This is a genomic window from Flavobacterium arundinis (genome assembly GCF_038289855.1).
GTDB lineage: Bacteria > Bacteroidota > Bacteroidia > Flavobacteriales > Flavobacteriaceae > Flavobacterium > Flavobacterium arundinis.
The window spans coordinates 142256-164512 of sequence record NZ_JBBYHR010000001.1; the positions used below are offsets into that span (position 1 = coordinate 142256).

16 protein-coding genes are annotated in these 22257 nt (G+C 46.4%); 6 read left to right on the forward strand and 10 right to left on the reverse strand.

Translation table 11 applies throughout. The features are described 5' to 3' along the window. Window positions 1–35 precede the first annotated feature (35 nt). Window positions 36–2570, forward strand: a complete 2535-nt coding sequence (gene uvrA, locus AAEO56_RS00600; RefSeq protein WP_341695068.1) for an excinuclease ABC subunit UvrA — start codon at window positions 36–38, stop codon at window positions 2568–2570. A 302-nt stretch (window positions 2571–2872) separates the two neighbouring features. On the opposite strand, the gene AAEO56_RS00605 is transcribed toward uvrA, so the two are convergent. After that, entirely contained in the window at window positions 2873–3409 is a 537-nt protein-coding gene (locus AAEO56_RS00605) for a pyridoxamine 5'-phosphate oxidase family protein (RefSeq protein WP_341695069.1), read from the reverse strand. Between the two features lie 157 nt (window positions 3410–3566). Here AAEO56_RS00605 and AAEO56_RS00610 point away from each other — a divergent pair, with 157 nt between their 5' ends. After that, window positions 3567–4433, forward strand: a complete 867-nt coding sequence (locus AAEO56_RS00610; RefSeq protein WP_341695070.1) for a cupin-like domain-containing protein — start codon at window positions 3567–3569, stop codon at window positions 4431–4433. A gap of 420 nt (window positions 4434–4853) precedes the next feature. Here AAEO56_RS00610 and AAEO56_RS00615 read toward each other — a convergent pair whose 3' ends face one another. Further along, window positions 4854–6455 (reverse strand): Na+/H+ antiporter, encoded by a 1602-nt coding sequence (locus AAEO56_RS00615; protein WP_341695071.1) that lies wholly within the window; start codon window positions 6453–6455, stop codon window positions 4854–4856. Between the two features lie 131 nt (window positions 6456–6586). Here AAEO56_RS00615 and AAEO56_RS00620 point away from each other — a divergent pair, with 131 nt between their 5' ends. The 4 genes from AAEO56_RS00620 to AAEO56_RS00635 all read left to right on the forward strand — a co-directional run bounded on the left by AAEO56_RS00620 (window position 6587) and on the right by AAEO56_RS00635 (window position 14378). Then, window positions 6587–6961 carry a response regulator gene (locus AAEO56_RS00620; protein WP_341695072.1) on the forward strand — a complete coding sequence of 125 codons (375 nt, stop codon included), beginning with the start codon at window positions 6587–6589 and terminating at the stop codon, window positions 6959–6961. 5 nt (window positions 6962–6966) lie between these two features. Beyond that, entirely contained in the window at window positions 6967–9435 is a 2469-nt protein-coding gene (locus tag AAEO56_RS00625; protein ID WP_341695073.1) for a PAS domain-containing protein, read from the forward strand. Window positions 9436–9634: 199 nt separating this feature from the next. Beyond that, entirely contained in the window at window positions 9635–10270 is a 636-nt protein-coding gene (trhA, locus tag AAEO56_RS00630; RefSeq protein ID WP_341695074.1) for a PAQR family membrane homeostasis protein TrhA, read from the forward strand. 64 nt (window positions 10271–10334) lie between these two features. Further along, window positions 10335–14378 (forward strand): PAS domain-containing sensor histidine kinase, encoded by a 4044-nt coding sequence (locus AAEO56_RS00635; protein WP_341695075.1) that lies wholly within the window; start codon window positions 10335–10337, stop codon window positions 14376–14378. A gap of 304 nt (window positions 14379–14682) precedes the next feature. Here AAEO56_RS00635 and AAEO56_RS00640 read toward each other — a convergent pair whose 3' ends face one another. The 8 genes from AAEO56_RS00640 to AAEO56_RS00675 all read right to left on the reverse strand — a co-directional run bounded on the left by AAEO56_RS00640 (window position 14683) and on the right by AAEO56_RS00675 (window position 22256). Further along, window positions 14683–15702, reverse strand: a complete 1020-nt coding sequence (locus tag AAEO56_RS00640) for a TerC/Alx family metal homeostasis membrane protein (protein WP_341695076.1) — start codon at window positions 15700–15702, stop codon at window positions 14683–14685. A gap of 14 nt (window positions 15703–15716) precedes the next feature. Next, window positions 15717–17234, reverse strand: coding sequence for a helix-hairpin-helix domain-containing protein (locus tag AAEO56_RS00645; RefSeq protein WP_341695077.1), 1518 nt, complete (start codon window positions 17232–17234; stop codon window positions 15717–15719). A gap of 10 nt (window positions 17235–17244) precedes the next feature. Then, entirely contained in the window at window positions 17245–18633 is a 1389-nt protein-coding gene (locus tag AAEO56_RS00650; protein ID WP_341695078.1) for a PP2C family serine/threonine-protein phosphatase, read from the reverse strand. Continuing rightward, window positions 18633–19691, reverse strand: coding sequence for a TerY-C metal binding domain-containing protein (locus tag AAEO56_RS00655; protein ID WP_341695079.1), 1059 nt, complete (start codon window positions 19689–19691; stop codon window positions 18633–18635). Before AAEO56_RS00655 ends, AAEO56_RS00650 begins: the two co-directional genes overlap by 1 nt. 146 nt (window positions 19692–19837) lie before the next feature. Then, window positions 19838–20473 (reverse strand): vWA domain-containing protein, encoded by a 636-nt coding sequence (locus AAEO56_RS00660; RefSeq protein WP_341695080.1) that lies wholly within the window; start codon window positions 20471–20473, stop codon window positions 19838–19840. An 11-nt stretch (window positions 20474–20484) separates the two neighbouring features. Continuing rightward, window positions 20485–20904 (reverse strand): hypothetical protein, encoded by a 420-nt coding sequence (locus AAEO56_RS00665; RefSeq protein WP_341695081.1) that lies wholly within the window; start codon window positions 20902–20904, stop codon window positions 20485–20487. Between the two features lie 3 nt (window positions 20905–20907). Beyond that, window positions 20908–21570, reverse strand: a complete 663-nt coding sequence (locus tag AAEO56_RS00670) for a TerD family protein (protein ID WP_341695082.1) — start codon at window positions 21568–21570, stop codon at window positions 20908–20910. A gap of 134 nt (window positions 21571–21704) precedes the next feature. Beyond that, window positions 21705–22256 carry a TerD family protein gene (locus AAEO56_RS00675; protein ID WP_341695083.1) on the reverse strand — a complete coding sequence of 184 codons (552 nt, stop codon included), beginning with the start codon at window positions 22254–22256 and terminating at the stop codon, window positions 21705–21707. Between the last annotated feature and the right edge of the window lies 1 nt (window position 22257).

Consider the following 22257-nt stretch of genomic DNA (forward strand, 5'->3'; position numbering starts at 1 on the left):
TCGCTATTTTACCTAAACACTATCATTCTATCATAATGGCAAAAAAATCACAGGAAAGTAAAACCGCATTTACAGGTTTTGTCCAGGTTAAAGGTGCGCGTGAGCATAACCTTAAAGATGTGAGCGTAGCTATTCCGCGTGATGCGCTTGTTGTATTCACAGGTATTTCGGGTTCCGGAAAATCATCGCTGGCCTTTGGCACGCTGTATGCCGAAGCACAGCGCCGCTATCTTGATTCGGTTTCACCTTATGCCCGCAGGCTGTTCAACCAGATGGCAATACCGGAAGTGGATGAGATAGAAGGCCTGCCGCCCGCAGTTGCATTACAGCAGCAAAGGGGTTCGGTAAGCACACGATCATCGGTCGGGAGCGTTACCACCCTTTCAAATTTATTACGGATGCTCTATTCCCGTGCAGGTGAATACCCGGCAGGGCAATCCATCATTTATGCCGAGGCCTTTTCGCCTAATACACCCGAAGGCGCCTGCCCGGAATGCCACGGCCTTGGTAAAGTATATGAGGTAACTGAAAAATCGATGGTGCCGGATGATTCCCTCACCATACGCGAACGCGCCGTTGCAGCCTGGCCTTCTGCCTGGCAGGGGCAAAACCAGCGTGATATCCTTACAACGCTTGGCCATGATGTGGACGTGCCATGGCGCGACCTACCGAAAAAAACACGCGACTGGATACTTTTTACCGACGAACAGCCCGTAGTGCCTGTATATCCCGGAATGAACAAGGAACAGGTTAAGACGGCGATTCAAAAGAAATGGCCGCCCGACTATATGGGAACCTTTACGGGAGTGAAGCGGTATGTAATGCACACCTTTGCTACTACCCAAAGCCAGTTGATGAAAAAACGCGTAGCGCAGTACATGCTGAGCAGCGAGTGCCCGGCTTGTCACGGCAAACGGCTACGGAAAGAATCACTTTCGATAAAATTTGCAGGGCTCGATATTGCCGATATGGGCCGGCAGCCCCTGGAACGTATGGCAGAAATATTTGCGCCATTCGCTATGCCTTCTATTAATGGAGCACCGGAACAAGGCGAAGGCCATCCTGAAAAAGTGATCGTGGCACGGCGCATTGCCGAAGACCTTATGGCAAGGCTTACCGTAATACTCGACCTTGGGCTGGGTTACCTTACACTGGAGCGCAGCACGCCTACCCTTTCGCCTGGCGAATTGCAGCGGCTTCGGCTTGCGACGCAGGTGCGGTCGAATTTATTTGGCGTGGTATATGTACTCGATGAGCCTTCGGCAGGGCTGCACCCGGCAGATACAGAGGCCCTGCTGCGCGCACTTGACCGCCTGAAAGCATCGGGTAATTCGCTCTTTGTAGTTGAGCATGAAATAGACATAATACGCCACGCCGACTGGATCGTGGATGTTGGCCCCGCTGCCGGCGAACTGGGCGGCACTATACTGTACAGCGGCCCGCCGGAAGGCTTAAAAGAGGTAGAGGAATCGGTGACACGCCAATACATTTTCAACACAAAAAGCAATATCCCAAACAGGCAGCGCGAACCGAAAGGCTGGTTGAAACTATCAGGAATAACCCGAAACAACCTCAATGCGCTCGATGTAAATTTCCCGCTGGGGGTATTTACCAGTGTTACCGGTGTGTCGGGGTCAGGCAAAAGCAGCCTTGTGAGCCAGGTGCTAGTTGAATTGGTAGCCGGACAATTGGGGTTGCCTAAGGATAGTAGCGCTGATGAAGAGGAAAATCCGCTGGAAACATCATTGGTAGAAACACTTGGCGGCAGCATTACCGATGGGATGCAGTTTATAAAACGCCTCGTTGTGGTTGACCAAAAGCCTATCGGGCGCACGCCACGGTCCAACCTTGCCACCTACACGGGATTGTTTGACAACATCCGTAAGTTGTTCGCGGCAACCAAACTGGCGAAATCAAGGAAGTATGATGCCGGCCGCTTTTCTTTTAATGTAGTAAAAGGCCGCTGCCCGCACTGCCAGGGCGAAGGTTTTGTGATGGTAGAATTGCTTTTCCTGCCAAGCGTTTATTCCCCCTGCCCTACCTGCCACGGCACGCGCTATAACCCGCAGACCCTTGAGGTTACCTATCGTGATAAGAACATTGCCGAAGTATTGGGAATGACGGTAGATACTGCTTACGACTTTTTTACGGATGAAAAAACAGTTGCCCATGCCCTTGACGTGATCAGGCAGGTAGGCTTGGGATATCTCCGCCTTGGCCAGCCGGCAACAGAGCTTTCGGGTGGGGAGGCGCAGCGTATTAAACTGGCTACCGAACTCCAGCGCGTACAACATGGAAATACACTTTATATTTTAGATGAGCCTACTACGGGGCTGCACCCGTCTGATGTTGAAAAGCTTATGGTACAGCTGGACGGGCTCGTGGAAGCAGGGAATACTGTAATTGTGGTAGAGCATGACATGCACGTTATTGCAGCAAGCGACTACATTATTGACGTAGGTCCCGGCGCGGGAGCCAGAGGTGGGACAATTGTGGTAACGGGCACACCTGCCGAAGTGGCGAAGAGCAAAATAAGCAGGACATCGCCTTACCTGCGCAACTATGTCTGACTTTATTAATAATCCGGTTCGCCACATATAAGCCTCGCTAAAAGAATTCCCCATGAAACGTTTGAGGCGCTTCGCCTTATCCTAAAAATCTTGATTACTCAGCAGAATGGCTATGTACCGAAGTAACTGTCCTTCGAAAGCTAATGTCCGAAAGCATCCTGGATTCAGGAAATCGATAAAGACCCCTTTGGGGAAAAGCTAAAAAGCCGCCGGAATCGAACCGGACGGCTTTTGGTATTTAGATAGCTACTGTAAACAGCACAAAAGTTGTACAATCTGTGGTAGTATATACTTAAGAAACCTTATGGAATCACATTGCCCTCGATTGAGTCGTCCAGTGTTTCACCTTTAATGGCGCCTATCGTCCTTTTTATCATCGCCACAAACATACCGTGCTTAGTGTCCCAGTAGTAACCGTCGGATGGCGTAAATTTAATAACCGTTATCCTTGGGTCATCTACCCCTTCAGTAAACCATGTTTTCATCATTGGGTCCCAAAGCTCTTCGATTTTTTGCTTATCGGTACTGATTGTTGCTTTGCCATAAAGGGTTAGGAAATCACTGTACGAAGATCCCTGAAACAGCATCTGTACAGCAGGGTCGGCAGCAATTTCTGCATTCTTGTGGCTGTCATTCGCACTAAGGAACCAAAAGTTTCCATTGTCATCAATCTTTTCTGCAGACATAGGCCTTGTTGAGAATGCTTCGCCGCTTACTATTTTGGTACAAAAAAAGCACGAACCTGCTTTATGGGCCAGCTCCTTAATTTTTTCGAGTGCTTCCGGCCCCGCAAGATCTTTAAAATTATCCTCGGGCTGGTTTTGGTTAATAGAGTCCATATTTATAATTTTTTAGTTTTTATAAATTTACTGTAACATATAGTGGTTCCAATTTAGACAATTACTAAATTTTTGTTTAATTTTCCATTAATTTTTAATTAACTAAAGATGACCATTACAGCGATGACGATGCACGTATTATTATTATCTTTGCGCCATGCCATTTGACTATATACAAATTGAAAGGGTTGAAAAACTCACGAAGAAAGAATTTATAGAAAATTACTATAAGCCGCAAAAGCCTGTGGTAATTACAAACCAGATTGAGGACTGGCCTGCTTTTACCAAGTGGAATTTCGATTTCCTGCGTGAAGTGGCCGGAGATAAAACCGTGCCGCTATATGACAACCGTAAAACCGATTATACCAAGAAGGTAAACGAGCCGGATTTTACTATGACAATGTCTGAGTATATCGATATACTTGAGAGAGGCCCAACCCACCTGCGCATTTTCCTTTACAACCTGATGAAGGATGTGCCGTCTATGAAGCAGGATATGAAGTGGCCAAAGATGGGCATACGACTTATTAAAAGCCTCCCGCTTGTTTTTTTTGGCGGGCAGGGCGCCAAGGTTTTCATGCATTATGACATCGACTTCCCGAATATATTCCACTTTCATTTTGCAGGAGAAAAACAATGTGTGCTGGTTGACCCGAAGGAGACCAAATATATGTACCGCCTGCCCTACTCCTGGATATGCAACGAGGATATTGATTTCGATAACCCGGACTTTGAAAAATTTCCTGCATTGAAAATGGTGAAACCTTACATAACCAACCTCAAACACGGCGAAATGCTCTATATGCCGGAAGGATGGTGGCATTATATGAAATACCTGACACCCGGGTTTTCGCTTAGCCTTCGTTCCTTAGCCGGAAGGCCGGGCAATCTGCTAAAAGGGCTTGCAAATGTTACCTTCAACAGGATATACGACAACTGGATGCGCAAACGCAAAGGCCAGGCATGGCTGGATTATAAGGACGAAGAGTCAATACGCAGGACTAATGCAGCGCTGGAGAAATAGAGGATGTTAACAACTTATTTTGGATAACACACCCCCTGTCCTCTATCAAGACTATCGTGTGGACAAAAATATTAATTACATTTTTCTACACAGCTTTGCATCTTTTTGTAGAAATGATTATCACGCAAAGACTCAGGCCTGAATCTTAATACTTCAGCCGCAAAGCATGCGATGCAATTTTTTCACGTACACAACTCTGCGTCTTTGCGACTTTGCGCGACATTTTCTAACCTAAGGCCTTACAGCCAACACTTCAAAGCAGGTGCTTTTAAATAGCACTGAAAAGATGTGTCCACAAGATAGCTCTCAAGAGTGGAATAGCTATACTAATGCCTATAAACCGTATATGCCGTTACGAGTGAAGCTCCTCCCTCACCTTTGGAGAGGGCTGGGGTAAGGCCAATTTCGACTGAAAACTGATTACCCGTCATACATATCCATACTCAGGCGGGTTTCTTCGAGGTCGAGTTCCCTTTCTATCTTACGTAAAACTTCTTCGCTGGTGCCGCCCTTGCGGTGCAGCTGCTCTATCTTTTGGCGCTCTACATTGATAAGGTCGATTTGCAGCTGCGTAAACTCATTAAAGATATTGGCAGGCAGTGTTTCGCCTTTTCCAAAGAAATTAGCAGGCAACTCGGTTTTTTGCAGGCGGTTGAACTTTACCTCATACTTGCTTTTTATATTATGCAGCAATTCGTCCTGCAACAGCGAAAGGTTTTCCTCTATATGGGCAATAGTTTGCGATACAACCAGGTTGCGCACTTCATACTCCTCAGCAAAAACAGAATACGGCTGCATCTTCATTTTTTTGATTATCCAGGGCAGTGTAAGCCCAAGCCCAACCAGCGTTGAGAGGATTACACAGAATGTGAGGTAGATGATAAGGCTCCGGTGGGGGAATGCAGAACCATCAGGAAGGGCAAGCGGAAGTGCAAGCGCAGCCGCCATTGACACAACGCCCCGCATGCCGCCCCAACCGAAAACAACGAGGTTTCGGGCATCGAAGGGTTCATTTGTCCGTATCTTTTTGCTGAGCATACGCGGAAGCATGGCAGCCGGCACTACCCAGATAAATCGTATCACTACCACCACAAAGCTTACGGTGCCTCCCCAGAGTATAAGCTCACCTGCAGAATAACCATCGATACCCTCCATGATCTGGCGCAGCTGCAGGCCAATAAGGATAAAAATCAGCCCGTTGAGGATATATACTACCACATCCCATACGGTTGTGGCCATGATGCGGCTTTGGTGCGTAAATATCTGCCCCGACCGGAAGGATAGATACAAACCGGTGCTAACAACTGCAAGCACCCCCGAAAAATGGAAGTGCTCTGCGAGCAGGTAACCCGCAAAAGGCGTAAGGAACGTAAGTGTGACCTCCACAATCGGGTCGCAGACGAATTTTTTGTGTACAAGGTACATAATATACCCCAGGCCAAGCCCGATACCGATACCTGCAATGACCATTACAAAAAAATTAGCGCTCGCCTGCCAGATAACAAAGTTGCCTGCGGTTATTGCTGTAAGGGCATATTTATAGGCTACAAGGCCGCTGGCATCATTCACCAGGCTTTCACCTTCGAGTATGGTAATGATTCGGGGATTGAGGCCCAGCCCTTTTGTAATAGACGTGGCTGCTACTGCATCCGGCGGCGATACAATGGCCCCGATAAGGAACGCGAGCGGCCAGCTGAGGCCATCGATGAGCATGTGGGCAGCTACCGCAACAGCAAGGGTTGTAAAAAAGACCAGGCCAATGGCGGCAAGGCTTATGGGACGTATGGAGCCTTTAAAATCATGCCAGCTGGTATTCCATGCGGCGTGGTACAACAAGGGTGGCAGGAAGATGATAAACACCACCTCCGGGTTGAGGGCGATAGCGGGCAGCCCCGGCACAATGCTGATAATAACACCACACATTACCAGTACTATAGGGAAAGGGAATTTATATTTGTTGCTAAGGATGCCAAGGAACACCATTCCGAAAAGCATCATTACGATTATGCCTATATTTTCCATAGTGGAAATATACGAAGTCTTTCATAAATTTTTATACCCGGTTACAGCCTGCTTAATGATTTCGTTATTTATTTAAAGAACATTGTAAAGGTTGCGGGAATTTACTATTTTAGTAACCTAATGCAGTAGCTATGCAATACCGTAACATCCTCCTTATTGACGACGATGACGACGACCAGGAAATATTCCTGACGGCGATGGAAGAGGTTTCCGGTTTGGCTACCTGCACGGCAGTGAGCGATGGGGCGACAGCCTTACGAAAGCTTGTTGCAAAAGAGCTGCACCCTGATGTGATTTTTCTTGACCTCAACATGCCGCTTATGAGCGGACAGCAGTTCCTTACTGAAATTAAAAAAAATACAGACCTTAAAAATATTCCTGTCATTATCTTTTCCACTTCCTCCAATCCCGAGACGATAAAAGAAGCCAGCAGGCTAGGTGCGCAAAGCTTTATCACAAAACCGGAGGGGTACAACGAACTGATAAACCTTCTTGGCAGGCTTTAACATGCATGAAAAAATCTCCTGAAAAAATAAACCTGAATTTTATGTCCGGCGGTGGAGAATGTGGCGAGCTTGTGCGCTCTCTGGACTGGTCGGAAACATCGCTGGGCACTCCTGCCAACTGGCCGTCAAGCCTTCGCACATCACTCGGGATACTCCTGCATTCTGCTTTACCGATGGTGCTGTTTTGGGGAGATGACTATATTTGTTTTTATAACGATGCATTCAGGCCGAGCCTTGGCATTGATGGGAAACATCCCGGCATCGGAAAAAAAGGCAGGGATCTCTGGGCAGATGTATGGGATTTTGCAGGCCCGTTGTTCGAGAAGGTGCTTACTACAGGCGAACCGGTATGGTTTGATGACCAGCTGGTGCCTTTTTACAGGAACGGGAAAATGGAGAACATATACTGGAATTCCAGCTATAGCCCCATATATGATGATAGTGGTACTATTAACGGCGTTTTTGTTGCCTGCAACGAAACGACTGAAAAAGTACAAACTGCCAAAAAACTCAACGAATCGGAAAAGCATTTTGAAACGCTCATTCGGGAGGCCGCGGTAGGAATTATTATATTTACCGGCGATGACCATATCATCGAAATGGTGAATGAGGCTTACCTTACACTTAACGGTCGCGACTACGATGATTTGACAGGAAAGCCCTTATTCGAAGTGATGCCCGATAACGATCCTCACTTCAGGAAGATCATAGACGGCGTAAAATCATCCGGGAAACCATATTACATCAATAATCATAACTACACTTTAGAAAAGGATGGGACAGAGAAAGATATCTTTCTTAACGTCATCTACCAGCCATTCAGGAATCCTGAAGGGGATATTTGCGGTGTAATGGTGCTTTGCAACGATGTTACCCAAAATGTTATGGCCCAAAGGCGCGTTGAAGAAAGCGAACAGCGTGTGCGGTCTATTGTAGAAAGCGTCCCTTTCCCTATTGGTGTCTATTCCGGGCGCGAAATGCGGATTGTTATGGCAAACCAATCCATCATGGACGTATGGGGAAAAGGCAATGACATAGTTGGCAGCACGTATTCAGAAATATTGCCTGAGTTGGAAGGCACAGGTATCTATGCGCAGCTTGACCGGGTGTATACAACAGGCATACCTTTTCATGCCAGGAACCAGCAGGTAGACCTTGTTGTGGACGGCAAATTACAGCCTTTCTTTTTTAATTACAGCTTTACCCCTTTATATGATGCCGACGGTACAATATATGGCGTAATGAACACTGCCGCAGAAGTAACCGACCTTAACGTAGCAAAGCAAAAAGTAGAACAGAGCGAAAAAAATTTCAGGAATATTATATTGCAGGCGCCGGTGGCCATGTGCCTTATGGTAGGGCCTGACCATGTGGTTGAAATTGCTAATGAAGCGATGATAAACCTTTGGGGGAAATTGCCCGAGCAGGTATTAAATAAGCCTATATTCGAAGGCCTTCCCGATTCCCGTGACCAGGGCCTGGAAAAATTGCTAAATGATGTATTTACTACAGGCAAGGCTTTTAACGCCAACGAAATGCCTGTAAATCTCTTGCGCTTTGGCAAAAAGGAAACGGTGTATCAGAATTTTGTATACGAGCCTTACCAGGATGCCGACGGGACTATCCTCGGGATACTCGCTATTACTGTAGATGTATCGGCGCAGGTACTGGCGAGGCATAAGATACAGGACATTGTAACCAGGCGTACCAGAGAACTGGAAATCGCGAATAATGACCTCCTGAAATCCAATGCCGAGCTGGCGCAATTTGCTTATATCGCCTCTCATGACCTTCAGGAGCCGTTGCGTAAAATTAGTACGTTTGCACAAATGATTGAATCGCGGTCGGCACATAAACTCGACGGGCAGTCGCTCAATTATTTCGACAAGATAAAAAATGCCGCTAACCGGATGCAGACGCTTATACGCGATGTACTGACCTACTCTGAGTTAGTGAAGGATTCCGAAATATTCGCTCCTACCGACCTGAACGAAGTACTGGATGGCGTTATCAGTGATTTTGAACTGCTTATCGAACAGAAAGGAGCCAGGATTACTTTTGAAAATCTTCCGGTTGTAGAAGCAATACCGTTACAGATGTCGCAGCTGTTTGGCAACCTTATCAGCAACTCGCTCAAATTTTCGCGTACCGATATCCAACCCGTGATTTCGATAGCAACGGATCTAATGACGGTTGCCGAAAAAGCGGAAAATGATTTTCAGAAAGAGGTGTATTACAAGATAACCTTCAGGGACAATGGCATCGGTTTCCGGGAAGAATATGCAGACAAGATATTCAATATCTTCCAGAGGCTGCATGGAAAACTGGAATATGAGGGTACCGGTATCGGGCTTGCCATGTGCCGGAAAATAGCCCTGAATCATAACGGTGTACTGAATGCTCATGGAAGCTCTGAGAATGGCGCGGTATTCAACCTGCTTATTCCCGAAAAGCATATTTATAAACCGTTATAGCGGTATTTTTTCTACAGGCAGGAGCCAGCGTTAACGTTGATACAGTAAAGCATTTTCAGCGGTAAATGCCATTGCTCTGTTAGTTCTAAACTTCGAAATGCGTCAAAATCACAAAATTTATATTTACTGCAGGATGATTTTATAATTGATTTATTACGTGGGATAATGCCTTTCCGTACCTTTGTAAGAAAGATTTATCATGCCGAAAAAGAACAGGAAACGCGAAGAGTTCTGGAATGTTGTAACCCACGGCACCGGGGCGCTGCTTTCGGTAGCCGCATTTATTGCCCTTGTTACCTATGCTGCCTTTAACGGCAATGCAATGCATATTGCCGCAGCGATTGTTTTTGGCGGAAGCCTGGTCCTGCTCTACGCTGCCTCAACTATTTACCACTATGTTGCTACACTGCGCTGGAAACGATTTTTCCAAAAGATAGACCACCTGTGCATCTATGTCCTTATAGCCGGGACATATACCCCTATAGCCCTGCTCGGACTGAAGGGTGCCTGGGGATGGACGATCTTCGGGATAATATGGGCGTTTGCACTTGCAGGCTTTATTTTTAAATTTTCTCCGCTGCGACGGTCCGAAAAATTGTCGCTTTCGCTATATGCGCTCATGGGATGGCTCATCATTATCGCCATAAAGCCGCTTATAGAAAGCCTTTCGGCAGGTGCACTTTTTTACCTTTTGGGTGGTGGCCTTTGCTATACCTTCGGTATTTATTTTTATGCCAAAGAAAAGATACCCTACAATCATGCCATTTGGCATGTTTTTGTGCTGGGAGGAAGTACTCTGCATTTCCTTGGCATCTTTTTATACCTCATACCCTGATAGCCGAAATAATTTCTTATTTTTAAATACTGTTTCAAAAGAGTATTCAACTACACTATAAAACTTGGAAAATAACAATTACCCTTTTCTTCGGATTGAAGGCGAAATGGCACAGCTTACGAGGAATTTTAACTGGGCAGCTACACCCGTTGGCCCAATTTCCGAATGGCCCATCAGCCTGCGCAATACCGTCGCCATGGTGTTGTCGTCAAAATTTCCTATGTTTTTATGGTGGGGTGAAGACCTTACACAATTTTATAATGATGCCTACCTTCCCAGCCTTGGCAATAACGGCAAGCACCCGCAGGCATTAGGCCAGAAAGGGTTTGACTGCTGGCCCGAAATATGGGACACCATCAATCCCCTGATACAAAAAGTACGCAGTGAGGGCATAAGCGCCTGGCATGAAGACATGCTGCTCCCTATTTACCGGAACGGGCAAATGGAAGATGTGTACTGGACTTTCAGTTACAGCGCGGTTATGGGCGATACAGGCGCTATTGAAGGCGTACTCGTGATTTGCACTGAAACTACCGACAAGGTAAACAACCTGAAATCGCTGGAAGAAAGCAGGGACCAACTTGAATTTGCAATTGATGCAACGGAGCTTGGCACATGGGACTTTAACCCGCTAACCGGAAAATTTTCTGGCAATTCACGCCTGAAAGAATGGTTTGGCTTAAAGCCGAAAGAGGAGATACCGCTGGATTCGGCAACGAACGTAATTGCAGAAAAAGACAGGGAAAATGTAAAAGAAGCGATAGAAAAAGCCCTCCAATATGAGTCCGGGGGTAGATACAATATAGAATTTACTATTATACACCCCATTACAAAACAGGAACGGCTTGTAAAGGCGAAGGGCCGCGCCTGGTTTGACGAAAACAACGTTGCCTGTCGCTTTAACGGCACCTTGCAGGATATATCCGAAAACCGTAAAGCACAGGAAGAAGTGGCCGAAGCAGCCCAGCTTGCGGACCTGGCTATTAAAAGCGCAGGTATGGGGCTTTTTCGGGTAGATCTGGTTACGGGCGAGATCAACTACACCCCTATGTTTGCTTATGTGCTTACCGGCGATATTGAAAAGCGTGTAATTTCAAGAAAAGACTTTATAAAATACGTCCATCCTGACGATTTTTCGGCACGGGCAAAAGCTCTGGAAGAAGGTATCACGGATAATGAATTTTACTATTCCCCAAGGGTAATATGGGACGACGGCTCTGTACACCGCATGGTAGTAATGGGCTCTAATAGTTTTGATTCCCATGGCAATGCGATATCCTTTTCGGGAACGGTACGGGATATCAGCGTACTCGAAAACCAAAGGATGGCACTCGAAAAAGCTGAGACGCAAAGGCGCGACAGCGATACCAAATTCCGTAATGTGACTGATAGTTCCCCTACCGGCTTGTGGCTGGCAGACGAAACCGGCAGGATAACATATATGAATAAAATATTAGCCGACTGGACCGGTAAACCCTATGAAGACCTAATGGGGCACGGGTGGGCAGATGCTATTATTGAAGATGACAGGCAGCGCAGTACGGTGACATTTCTCGAAGCAATAGCGTCACGCACTCATTACGATGTGCTTTTCAGGATCCGGAAAGCAGACGCTTCTATTGTATGGTGCCGTGCCGCAGGAGACCCGTATTACCATGATGATGGCAGCTATGCGGGATATGCGGGCTATTGCATGGATATAGACGAGATCATTGAAGGCAGGAAAGCGCTTACGCATAGTGAGGAACGCTTCAGGGCAATGGTAGAGCAGGCGCCGGTGGCTACCTGCCTCTTCACCGGAAAAGATATGAAAATTGAGGTCGCCAATGAAATCATGATCGGCTATTGGGGTAAAGACAAATCTGTAATAGGCAAACCGCTTGCTGAAGGGCTTCCCGAGCTTAAAGGCCAGCCATTCCTTGATATCCTTGACCATATTTATGCTACAGGGGTAACGCACTCTGAAATTGAGGCGTCTGTAAAATTGGAAGTAAATGGCGTTCTCGGCGAATATTACTTTGATTATACCTATAAGCCGCTATTCGATGCCAATGGCAAAGTATATGCCATTATGGATATGGCTGTTGATGTTACCGACCGTGTCATTGCACAGCAAAAAATAGAAGAAAACCGGAAGCAGTTGTTTGACTCATTTGAACAGTCGCCGGTGGGTATTGCGGTTATAGATAAGGAAGAGCTTACCTTTAGCATGGCAAACACTTTTTATGGTGAACTGGTGGGGAGGAAACCGCAGGACATACTGGGAAAACCATTGTTAGAAGCACTCCCCGAAATAAAAGGGCAGGGTTTCGACCTGCTGCTCGAAAATGTTATTACGACCGGCGTGCCATTTATTGCAAATGAAGTAGCAGCCGAACTCTTGCGGAACAATGTGCTCGAAACGATATACGTAGATCTTGCCTACCAGCCAATGCGCAGAGGTAACGAAAATGTAAACCGTATATTGGTAGTTGCGACAGACGTTACACAACAGGTAATATCACGCAGAAAAGTCGAATTGAGCGAGGCAAAGCTGAAATCGGTCATAGCATCTGCGCCTGCCGGTATCGGCCTTTTTGTGGGCCGCGACCTGGTTATCGAAATGCCCAACCAGACTTTTGTCGATATCGTTGGCAAAGGGTGGGATGTGGTAGGCAAACCATTATGCGAGGCAATGCCTGAACTGGTAACGCATGGGCAGCCTTTTCTCAAAATACTTGACGATGTATTTACTACCGGGAAAATGTACCGGAGTTTTGGAGATCTGGTAAAAATTGTACAAAACGGAGAGCTTACCTATAAATACTACAACATAACCTATACTCCCCTTTTTGATGATAATAACGAGGTATATGCTATTCTTGACATTGCAATTGATGTAACAGAAGCAGTGCTCGCCCGCCAAAAGGCTGAAGATGCCCAAATAGCACTTAGGGGTGCTGTAGAGCTGGCCGAACTTGCTACCTGGAGTTATAATATAAAAGAAAGTACCTTTAGTTACTCTGAAAGGTTTATGGACTGGCTTGGTTTTTCAGAAAATACTAAAAACATCGATGAGGCGTATAAGTCGTTGCCTGAAGAATATGTAGAAAACTTAGACCGGAAGATAAAAGAAGCCATAGTGCCGGGATCATCCGGGCTTTATGAAAATGAGCACCCGGTAATTAACCGCCTTACAGGCCAGGTGCGCATCATCCACGCGCAGGCGCAGGTAGCCTATGATACTGCAGGCAACCCTGAATTTTTAAGCGGCAGCGCACAGGACGTGACAAAAGAACGCAAGCTACAGCAGCAGCTTGAATTTGAAGTAAAACAGCGTACCGAAGAATTGGAAGCCGCTAATGCCGAACTGGCCAATGCTAATAATTCGCTTCAGCAAAATAACGAAGAACTCAACCAGTTTGCTTATATTGCTTCGCACGATTTACAGGAGCCGGTGCGGAAAATAAGTATTTTCTCGAAAATGCTGGAAGACAGCCTTGGGCAAATCGACGAAAGGCCTAAAAATTACCTGACAAAGATCAATAACTCTGCTGACAGGATGGGCAATCTTATACGTGATGTACTGAGCTATTCCCAGTTATCTAAAAATAATGACCTTTTCGACCTGATAAATCTGAATGATATCGCCCATGATACCATCACTGATTTTGAACTCACTATAGAACAAACAGCAGCCCAAATAGAATGCCGGGGATTGCCTGTTATTGAGGCGATTCCATTGCAGATGTCGCAGCTCTTCGGGAACCTCATATCAAACTCCCTGAAATATGTACGCCCGGGAGTAAGCCCACTTATTAATATATCAGCGGCACTTTTGCCACCCGGGGAAGCAAATTTTGCCCATAGTGACGATAAGGTGGCGTACTACAGGATAGAATTCAGGGACAACGGCATCGGGTTCGAGCAGGAATATGCGGAAAGGATTTTCCAGATTTTCCAGAGGCTGCACGGCAAGACAGAATATTCCGGTACTGGTATAGGGCTGGCTATCTGCAAAAAGATCGTACAGAACCATCATGGCCATATAGAAGCGTCGGCAAGTGAGGGAAGCGGTGCAGTATTTAGGCTTTACCTGCCGGAAAAGCAGCATATAAGGCAATCGTAAGTTTGTTATCCGAATTCGCTAGTCAGGATTAGCATCGGGTTTGTTTCGCGGACCCGTACTCTTGGCAATTTTTTACCAGACCGCTGTTTTTTTAGGTACCCAAATTTTATACGGTTGATTTAGATGCTTCGCTTCTTCGCACTTTCGAAAAATAAAAAAAGTTTATTGAAACGGATTTCAATAAACTTTTATAAATGATATGTTGTATTGGCGATTAGAATGTTATTAACTGCGTATCATACACCCACCGTACACGTCAGCTAAATTTCTGAAAAAACGTCCGGAAGTTATACTGTATAGAGCCCTAGTCCGCTGCCTCTTCTTTCTTTTCAGGGAATGCAACCGAGGCCAGTACCGATAGCACCAGCACGCCACCCACTACGATAAGCGAATGCATCGATTCGATGTGGTATATCGGCGCGATAACCATTTTTACACCAATGAACGACAATATGATAGCCAGGCCGTATTTCAGCTTGCTGAACAGGTGGATAAAGTTGGCCAAAAGGAAATACAGCGCCCTCAATCCAAGGATCGCAAAAATGTTTGATGTATAGAGGATGAATGGATCCTTAGGTGCAATGGCGAAGATCGCCGGGATAGAGTCGACTGCAAAAAGAAGGTCGGTAAACTCAATAACTCCCACCACAACCAATAGCGGCGTAGCTACTTTTATGCCATTTTCTACAGTAAAGAAGTTATCCTTGTCGTAGTTCTTGCTTACCTTAAAAAACTTATAGATAAACTTAGCGCCGGGGCTTTTGCTGAAATCTTTTTCCTCATCGTCGTCGTCATCGGCAAACGCAGATTTGATACCTGCGTAAACAAGGAAAAGCCCGAACAATGTCATGATCACGTTAATTTGCACATTGTGTCCAAAAATATTCATCTCCGGCAGGTACGTCAACTTGATAAGCTCCACACCGCTGAAAATGAATATCGCACGAAGCACCAACGCCCCGATGATACCCCAAAACAGCACCTTGTGGTGATTCTCTTTCGGCACGTTAAAAAATCCAAATACAAGTATAAATACAAAGAGGTTATCTACTGATAAGGCTTTCTCTATCCAATAAGCAGACTGGAATTGAGAAAATTTCTCAAGGGCTACCTCATGTGATTCAGCATTAAAAACCCAGTAGATGACGCCACTGAATGCCATAGATAACGAGATCCATACCAACGACCAAATAATAGCTTCCTTGTTAGTAACTGCATGGCTTTTTTTGTTGAAAATCCCGAGGTCGAGCAAAAGCATGATGACCACCAGTACCGCAAAACCGGCTAAAAGCCCCGGGTGATAAAATAAACTGTCTTTCTCCATTTCTCTTTTTAGTATTAATTGTTATTGTTGGTAATTGTTATCAGTACAAGCCTGCCGCCTTCTTTTGATGACAGCAGTATTTTTTTTCCGTTCGTAAGTTCAACCATCGACCCTACCGGCACTTCTTTGCTTTCGGTAACATCCTTCATCGCATCCAGCTTTTGGTTTACAAAAACCCATTTGCCCTCATAAAATGTAAAGTACCCAACCGGTATCTTTTCGCGCGGATCGAGCCTTTCGTTACGCACCACATTTCGGTTTACATGCCAGTTGAAAAGGTACTGGTTGTTGTACACCATCAGGCGTTGGTTATCCGGTTTCCAAACACCGGGGCTAAATTCGTAATAAAAATCGAGTATTGGCAATGTTCCCTGGTGTTTTGTACCACAGAACGGGCATTTTGGCACACTTGAATTATCAAACACATACCATTGCTGGCTGCAGTTGGCGTTCCCGCATTTTTGCATCAGGTCCACGGTTTTTAGCAATGCCTGTTCCCATGCCTCGGCGGGCGGTCGCAGCTGCGGGTCGTGCAATCCATCGATAAAGGTACGATTAAACATTTCAGTAAGGTACGGCCCGGTGATTGTATAGGGCAGTGCATTCACATCGGCCCATGGCATGTCCCATTTCGAGAAACGGTTCATCTTCGGCCTGTTGCTCTGGTCTGTAGGATGTTCAATGAACAAGGCTTTTTCGCCCATGGAGAGCAGGTCGTCTTTTTCGGTGTCCAGGTCATGCACCTTTCCCCCTTTTAGCGGGTGGCGGTGCAACAGGAACATATATATAAGTACGGGCAGCGCATGCAGGTCGGTCAGCCTGCTGGGCAATATCCGGTTGGGATCATTCTTGTCAAGGTGTTTTGTTGCCAAAACCTCGGGTGCGATAAACTCGGCTGTACCAATAACCTCCGCAGGAAACAGTCCCGGCACTACCAAACCGTCGAGGTCGATCATACAGGCTGCTTTTTCAACAGGGTCTATCAATACGTTATTATAGGAAAGGTCGGAATGTGCCAGGCCCATAGCGTGCATTTTCTTAACGCCGCGCACCAGGTTAACGCATATCTGGAAATAGCTAAGCCAGTTGCCAAGCTCGGACTTCGCCACACGCAGCGGGAACTGCTCATTCCTGAATTTTGCCGCGGCAAACCACTTCCCGTTCTTCTCTTTGCCTTTTATCAGGTCGCCGGTCTCATGCCCTTTTGCAAAGAAAAATTTTCCTTTGTATGCCGGCACGATGATCCCTGTCAGTCCCTGGTAGTCTACGACATCGGTAGGCCAGCGGAAAACTTCTTCAAGGAAATAATCGGCAGCCTCTTTATTTTTTATCTGGGGAAGGTAATAATTGGTGATGCGCTTCAGGCGCTCCTTTTGGTTATCGTCGAGTTTCTCCCTGAAAAGGGCTACTACATACGACTTGTCGGGACTAAAATACACGTCCTTAACGCCGCCACGCATGGGTTCGCCAGTATCTGCAAACTCATAGGTTTTATTAGGGTCGTTAACAGAACGTACAGTTACAATGTTCATTGATAATCAATTAAAATAAAAGCGCCAACGTGCGGTCGTCGTGGTTACCGGGGCTCCAGAAATCCATCCAGGCGGCAAGCCTGTTACGCATACTATCGTTGCCCCTCCTCATTCCTAATAGTACCTCGCTGTTGTTTTCTTCAAGGTCAAGGTCTTCAAAAAAGGCCTGCCATCTCTCAATTTTTTCGATGTTGGCCTCCACTTCAAACTTGGGGTCGTAGATGCCATCCGTCATTAATACAAAATAAGAGAAATCTTTTACGAATTCAAAGGTAAATCGCCCTTCATATACTTCGGCCCTGAAAATTTCGGGCATGGTGATAAAACGGGTACCCCCGCCAAACTCACCCACATCGAGTGTGTTCATCAGTTTTACTTCCGTCACATCTTTATTCAGCAGCGCCATAGGGCAGTCGCCAACGCTGAAGGTCATGAATAGCGATCCTTCTGGGTAATGTTTCATAAGCGCAAAAACCAGCGTTGCATGAAAGGCATTAAGGGGCATCTCCACTTCGCGTGAAAAATTCTCAATTTCTTCAAAAGCATGGTTGGCTGCCCCCGAGAGGTATGGCAATGCCAGTTCTTTTATTTTGTCTTTGGCATTCGCCGAAACCGCTTCGTCTATCGGTGCAGATCGCTGTGTGGTAAAGCTTTGCTTCATGTAATTCACAACAGCATTGCAGGCGATCTCCGAACCCTTGCGCCCGGCCGGTGCTGAACCCGCGCCATCTGAAACTGCGATGACATTCCAGCCATTCTCCAGTTCCGCGTAGTCGTAATCATCATCGCGATAGCCACCGGTATTAGCGTGCGACCTGCCGCGACGTGAAGCCACTACAAGAGTTTTTCCACCAAGCTGCCATGTTTCCGAAACATTATCGGGTTTGGCAAAAAGGCCTTCAGGATCACTTGGAATGTCTTTCCAAAGCGATTTCGGGTCGGCATTAATGATGATGGAAAGCGGCTTGGTATTCATGGGTGCGCCTTCCTCCTCGCCTTCAAACCTGTAGCTGAAGGTAAGTGCAATGTCGCCGCCTTTTTCGGGCGTACCCGATATGGTTTTGGAAGCCACATCATAGTCTAGCCCTGAGTCGTCAAAGCCTGTCAGCGAATATTCCGTAATATCATTTAGGCCTAATGCCTCAAAATTGAATACGGTAGTATAAGGCTTGCCTGCCATCCCGTTCGGGAACGTGATATATTGATTGGCTATATCCAGCCGCCGTGCCCTTATCTGCCATGCTTGTGTCATTTGAATCTGTAGCTGCCTTATCAGGCTTACGTTTTTTATGTTTTCTTCCAACGCCGCAAATTCAAGGAATTCCTTTTCGAATTGCTGCGGGGTCGTTATGCCCTGGTTGGCCAGGAGCGTGAAAATGTATTTTTGGATGTCGTTCATTATCCCTGTGCCCTTCCGATGTCAAAGCCGCCTTTTCCGCCTCCTGATGTATATTTGCCCTGCGAGCCGCACCACGGGCATGTGCTCACTTCCTCATCGCCGATGCAATGTATTTTTCGGCAGCCGCAAACGGCAAGGCCATACTGGTTGCCACAGCACGGGCATGTTGGTGCGCCAATAAGCTCATCGCTGTTTACATTGCTGTCCACAGATTTGTCGGCAAGCTCATAATACGAATTATCAACCGGATAGGCACCCATCAGCCTGTAGGCACGGGTCTCAAAATCCATGCCCCCAAAGCTCGAAGGCTGCGACACCTTGCCGTATTTCATCAAGTAGGGCCGCTTGGTATTCTGGCACTGCGCGGCAAGGACTACAAAGTTATCGTCTACATAGCCCCTTTCAATATCGGAGGGTTTGTTCAGGTCGATCTTAGAAACGGTATCGCCATCCGTCTTGGCCAGCTCAAAGCCCGAAGAATTGTTCTCCACGCTGATGCTGCTGGTCTTAATGGAATCGGTAACCCATTTGAAGAATTCTTTATAGGACTGGACATTGGTATTTTTAAAATGAAGGACATTATCGGTCAGTTCGCCAAGCAATTTCGTATCGGCTTCGTTACCAAATGACACCGCGACCATATTGGCCGTGCGCTGCCAGTTTTGTTTCCATTCGTTGATGGCGACACGGGAATCATCCGTAGGCACACCGTCAGTAAACAGGAATACAATAGGTTTCCAGTCACCTTTTTGCTCAAAAGTCGTTTTTACAATGTTGCTGCGAAGCTCATACATCAGGTGGCCTAAGCCCTTGCTTAACGATGTACCACTGCCTATCGGGAACCGCGGCGGGTAAAAGCTCACGATCTCCTGTAAAGGAACGAGCGTTTTGGCCTGCCCTGCAAATACGATTATGGAGATCCAAACGGTTTCCAGCGCATGCGGGTCGGACTTTAATGCCTGTATAATGGTTGCAAGCCCCTCCTCTACCTGCTGGATGGGTTCGCCTACCATAGACTCTGAAATGTCTATTAAAAAATATATCGGAAGCCTTCTCATGTTTTTTAATTTTTTATACGTTCACGTGTCATTTCGAACGTAGCTTGCGAAGTGAGAAATCTCACGTTTAAAGAGATTTCTCCTATCGTCGAAATGACAAAGCAGCACGTTTAAAAGCTACAAACTGTGGTTACGTTTCATTATATTTAAATAACAACGGTAATCTCGTCAGGTGGCGGCGGCAGTTTCGGGGCCTCGCCTGTTCCTTGGCTTTTGTTACCCTGCTCTATGGTTTCTGACACCCATTTAAAGAATGTCTTCAATGTCTGGCTGTCCGCCGAATCCAGGTGCACTACATTATCGGTTAGCTCTTTCAGCATGGCATCATTGGCAAGGTGGCCGGCCGCACAGCCTACCACAGCGCCAAAATCATACGCCCTTACCTCAGCTGTCTTTTCACGGTACAGCTGTATGTCCGAAGGCTTCCCATCAGTAAAGATGAAAAGCAGCGGTTTCCAGTCGCCCTTTTGCGTAGGCGAGCTTTTTATGATGTCCTGCTTCGCTTTGTTCAGTACAAAATCGAGCGCGGCACCGGTGTTGGTAGGCCCACTTTGGGGACAGGTTATTTCCGGCAGGCGAAACTGCACCAACTCGGTAAGCGGCACGATCTCCTTCACTTCACGGTCGAACGTGATGATGCTTATCCATAGCGAATCCAGTGCCTGCGCATCGCTCCGCAAGGTGTTCACCATACCGCTAAGGGCATTGTTCAGGGCATGTATGGGCTCGCCGTACATCGATCCTGAGGTATCCAGTAAAAAATAGACAGGTAATCTGCGCATAATGCTTCGTATTAGTCTTTCGGGATATTGTACACGGGCGGCTTCTCTTCCTGCTGCTGCGGCATGTTATACGATACCGTACCATTTATATTGTAAGTAGAGGTATTCGCTTCAGGATCATGCTGGATCAGGTGGCCCATTACTTCACGGGTTACCTCCTTGCCACCTGAAAGCTGGTGGTACAGTGAACCGATGGTATAGATAGGCCCCCAGGGAATTCCCCACCAGCCCATCACGCCATTGGTAGCGATATGCTTGTACGAATACTTAAAGGTACTTTCGTCCGGCCTTATAAAGTAGATGGACGAAGACCTTCTAAGTGTTATCACCGCCAAAGAAATAGTATAGGGAAAAAATACAAATTTCCCGCCCTGGTCCACAAGCTGCCTGATCTCGGCAACCCGAAGCCCTTCGATATTTTTAATCTGCATAATTTACAGGTACGATGCCATTATCCTTTTGATAGTCTGGCCTAAGAAAACATCCTCCGTAGGGTCGCCTATAGCGCTGAATTTCCATTCGCCGTTCCTTTTGTAGAGCTTGCCCATAATGATCGAAAGCTTGCCGGTATATTGCGCTTCCGCAGAAACGTTATACGATGCGAAAACAGAATTTACCCTTGTAGGCGTGCCTTCGTACATCCTGATCTTTGAATACGGTATCTGCGAGAAATCCTCACGTCCTGCATTGTTAAGGAAGAAGAATATCTGGGTCACGTTAGGGTTGATACGTGTAAGGTCAACGGTGATGATCTCGTTGTCAAGGCCATCATCCCCCCCGGTATCACCCTGAAGGTCATCGCCGGTATGTTTTAGTGCGCCGTCTACCGAAAGCAGCTTTCCTTTTGGAAGGCCAAATTGCTGCAGCACCTCAACCCTGTATAAAGGTGAATACAGGTGATCGCAAATATTATTCTGCTCATCTACCATGATGCAGCTAAGATCAAGGTCGATGTTTGTTACTTTTTTTCCAAGGCCAAGGAAACCGCCTTTGGTCTCGATAGCACCCCAGTTTACGCCAACACAAAAGTTGGTAAGGGACTCTCCTGTAGTCTTTCTAAGGTCGATCTTCTGACCTTTGGTTAAATTAATTGCCATTTGTTTTTATGTTAATTGGTTGGTTTGATAGCTTGTTATGTTCTCGACTGCGCTCGAACTGACACGGATATATTAATATTTACGTAAAATATTAAGTTTATCGTTGTCACATCCAGCGCAGTCGAGATGCTTTATTAATTATATTTATTCAAAAAGTCCTGCAGGCCGCCCTTCATGCCGTTACCCACAGCCTCGAATTTCCATTCGTCATTCCTTTTATAAATGCGTCCAAATTCTACAGCAGTTTCGATAGAGAAATCCTCATCAAGCTCATATTTTACCAGCTCTGTGTTGCCGGCATCCACGATCCTAATGAAGGAGTTGCGTATCTGCCCAAAATTTTGCCTTCTGTCCGCTGCTTTGTGGATGGTTACCACAAACGTTATCTCGGCTACATCTCCAGATATCTTTGAAAGGTCAACGATCACTTTCTCATCGTCGCCATCGCCATCACCCGTGAGGTTGTCACCCGTGTGCGTTACAGCGCCATCCGGTGTCGAAAGGTTGTTGTAGAATACAAAATGGTTGTCGCTTACCAGCTTGCCGTTAGCACCCAGTACGAATATCGAAGCATCCACGTCGAAAGCCTCGCCTGTATTGCTGCTATTACTATCCCATCCAAGGCCCACCGTAAATTTTGGGGCCGCTATGGTTTGTCTTTGTCCTTTTTCTAAATTAATTGCCATT